Source organism: Herbaspirillum sp. VT-16-41, from assembly GCF_001994935.1.
Lineage (GTDB): Bacteria > Pseudomonadota > Gammaproteobacteria > Burkholderiales > Burkholderiaceae_D > Herbaspirillum > Herbaspirillum frisingense.
Map to the genome: position 1 here is coordinate 1 of NZ_MUXB01000072.1, position 2,461 is coordinate 2,461.

The following is a 2,461-nucleotide window of genomic DNA, read 5'->3' on the forward strand; positions in this document are numbered from 1 at the left end:
AAAGCAGATGAAGCCCTTCTCGTGACATCGCGAACGAGGATAACAAGAATGCGCCACCAGGCGCTTCGTTCTACCGCAACCGCCCATCGCGCCCGCGGCACCACCGGTGCAACCCGTCCGCTCAGGGCACTGTCCATTTTTGTTATCATTGTCGTCAGCAATTTCACACCGGTTCCGCGTCATAACTACCGCTTTGGTATCAACCAGCCAGGGCGCTGGCGTGAAGAGCTGAACACGGACTCGATGCACTACCACGGCAGCAATGCTGGCAATGGCGGTGGTGTACAGAGTGATGAGATCCCGGTGAACGGTAGGGCGCACTCTCTCTCTGTGACGATCCCGCCGCTGGCAACTGTCTGGTTTGTGCGGGAGGGGTGATGACCAAACTGACCGCAGGCAACGCGACGCCACTTAAGCTGCGGCGCCAGCAGCAGATATGGCAGGACCTTGTTCGGAAAAGTGACACGCGTTGACGATGCCATGATTGCCCCTCTTGAAAAGAGCCCCGTCCGCAAGACATGCAGACGGGGCGGTCATGAACCGGCTCTTACTGGCCGTTCGCCTGTTTGATGGCTGCATTGCCGCGCTTGACGGCATTGTCGAGCGCCTGCTGGGCGGTCTGCTTGCCGGAGAGCATGTTCTCGAACTCTTCGTTCTCGATATCACGCACCTGCGGCAGGTTCGGCAGGCGGACGCCCTTGGAGTTTTCTGTCGGCGCCTTGCCCATCATCTGCTTGATCGGAATTTCGCGGGCAGGGTTCTTGTCGTAGAAACCGGACTCCCCCCCCCCCCCCCCCCCCCCCCCCCCCCCCCCCCCCCCCCCCCCCCCCCCCCCCCCCCCCCCCCCCCCCCCCCCCCGAACTTAATGTATTCGGTGTTCTGAATACATTCGGCGGCGGGGCGCTCCTGAACTTCTCAATCCTTGCGATGGGCATCATGCCGTACATTACGGCATCCATCATTGTGCAGCTTCTGCAGATGGATGTTGTTCCTCAGTTTACGGAGTGGTCTAAGCAGGGGGAGGTTGGACGCCGTAAGTTAGCTCAGTTTACCCGTTACTTTACTATCGTGCTTGGTTTTATCCAGGCTCTCGGTATGTCTTATGGGTTTAATAACCTAGCAGGCGGAATGCTGATTGAAAATCCGGGAATTACTTCTTATCTATTGATTGCTGTAGTATTGACTGCCGGAACTGCATTTCTAATGTGGCTTGGCGGAATTTGCTGGAATTGGAGCAGGGGAAACATTTGCGGAGGGTGTTTTACGCGGGCTGGATAGGGGTTTGGAAGAGAAACTGGCTAAGCGTCAAGAGGTTCAGAAAACAGTTTCTCCGCTCCATTTGAATGCAGTAGAAGATGAACGATGCAGGTTCTATTTGGATGCATTGACAACGATGCAGGGAGCACCGAAAATCTGCCGGGGTGAGGGAGTATACGGCTTCCCTGTGGTCTGGGTCGGCACGGACGATCGCTGGTATGGCAGTGTTGGCTTTAATAACACATTAGCTCTGAGGAAAGCGCTGCAGCATGCGATTATACAGATGCAAAACCAATTGGGGACTCATAAGGGGACCGCTGTGGAGGCACCATCTGTGCTTCTCGAAGAAAAGGAGCCTCAAAGTCTAGTCATTCCTCCTTGTGATGAGAAGGAACGACGCTTACAATAGTTAGAAGTACAATAAACTTGATAAAAAGATTGTACAATTTTAAAAATAGGAGCAAGTTTGTTTTAAAGCGCTTTATTTTTAATAATTGTACTACAAATTCTATTAACCTACTAAGGGGGGATAAAAATGGCAGTACATAGGGAGTTGTTTTACAGAAGATTACATTCATTACTTGGGGTAGTACCAATTGGACTTTATTTGGTGACGCATTTAGTAGTAAACCATTTTGCTGTTTATGGAGAAGAAGAGTTTAATAGAGCAGCAGGTTTTATGGGAAATCTTCCATTTTTGATCTTATTAGAGATTTTTGTTATTTATCTACCAATCTTATTTCATGCGGTGCTAGGTGTGTACATTGCTCTTACAGCAAACTACAATCTGAAGAATTATGGTTTTTTCCGAAATTGGATGTTTGCTCTGCAACGTATCACTGGGCCAGCTCACCCGGCAGGTTTGTGATGTACGATATTTATGTAGTACTCAAAAACCTGCCGGGTGAGCTGGCGAAACTGGGCAAAACGCTGGGCAGTAACGGTATCGGCCTTGAGGGTGGTGGTGTCTTTACCCATAATAATGAAGGGCATGCCCACTTTCTGGTGGAAGAGGGCATACGGGCGAAAGCGGTACTGGAGCAACACGGTTTTGATGTCCGCGAGCTGCGCAGGCCTGTGATCCGTAAGCTCAAACAGGAGCGGCCCGGCGAGCTGGGCGAGATAACGGCAACGCTTGCATCCCATGGCGTAAATATTCTCGTGCAGTATAGCGATCACGCAAATCAGCTCATACTGGTGACGG

General features: G+C 51.5%; 6 protein-coding genes. 5 read left to right on the top strand and 1 reads right to left on the bottom strand.

What is annotated here, in order from left to right:
* The coding region (locus tag BTM36_RS04595) for an alpha amylase C-terminal domain-containing protein (RefSeq protein WP_217349562.1) at positions 1-378 on the top strand (378 nt) is incomplete at its 5' end.
* A 169-nt stretch (positions 379-547) separates the two neighbouring features.
* Here the strand turns inward: BTM36_RS04595 and BTM36_RS04600 are convergent.
* A complete protein-coding gene (locus BTM36_RS04600) occupies positions 548-730 on the bottom strand; it encodes a hypothetical protein (RefSeq protein WP_217349563.1) in 183 nt (60 codons plus the stop codon).
* A gap of 197 nt (positions 731-927) precedes the next feature.
* Here BTM36_RS04600 and BTM36_RS04605 point away from each other — a divergent pair, with 197 nt between their 5' ends.
* The 4 genes from BTM36_RS04605 to BTM36_RS04615 all read left to right on the top strand — a co-directional run.
* On the top strand, positions 928-1,278 hold the full coding sequence (locus tag BTM36_RS04605; RefSeq protein WP_256385233.1) for a hypothetical protein: 351 nt from the start codon (positions 928-930) through the stop codon (positions 1,276-1,278).
* A 4-nt stretch (positions 1,279-1,282) separates the two neighbouring features.
* Entirely contained in the window at positions 1,283-1,666 is a 384-nt protein-coding gene (locus BTM36_RS27655; protein WP_217349565.1) for a hypothetical protein, read from the top strand.
* A 126-nt stretch (positions 1,667-1,792) separates the two neighbouring features.
* Positions 1,793-2,125, top strand: coding sequence for a hypothetical protein (locus BTM36_RS04610; protein WP_217349566.1), 333 nt, complete (start codon positions 1,793-1,795; stop codon positions 2,123-2,125).
* A partial coding sequence (locus BTM36_RS04615) for an amino acid-binding protein (protein ID WP_077235382.1) occupies positions 2,125-2,461 on the top strand: 337 nt, incomplete at its 3' end. The genes BTM36_RS04610 and BTM36_RS04615, both read left to right, overlap by 1 nt.

Bases quoted from the DNA above. Each gene is read 5' to 3' on its own strand.
- BTM36_RS04600 (WP_217349563.1), bottom strand. From the start codon at position 730: ATGATGGGCAAGGCGCCGACAGAAAACTCCAAGGGCGTCCGCCTGCCG.
- BTM36_RS04605 (WP_256385233.1), top strand. From the start codon at position 928: ATGGGCATCATGCCGTACATTACGGCATCCATCATTGTGCAGCTTCTG.
- BTM36_RS04610 (WP_217349566.1), top strand. From the start codon at position 1,793: ATGGCAGTACATAGGGAGTTGTTTTACAGAAGATTACATTCATTACTT.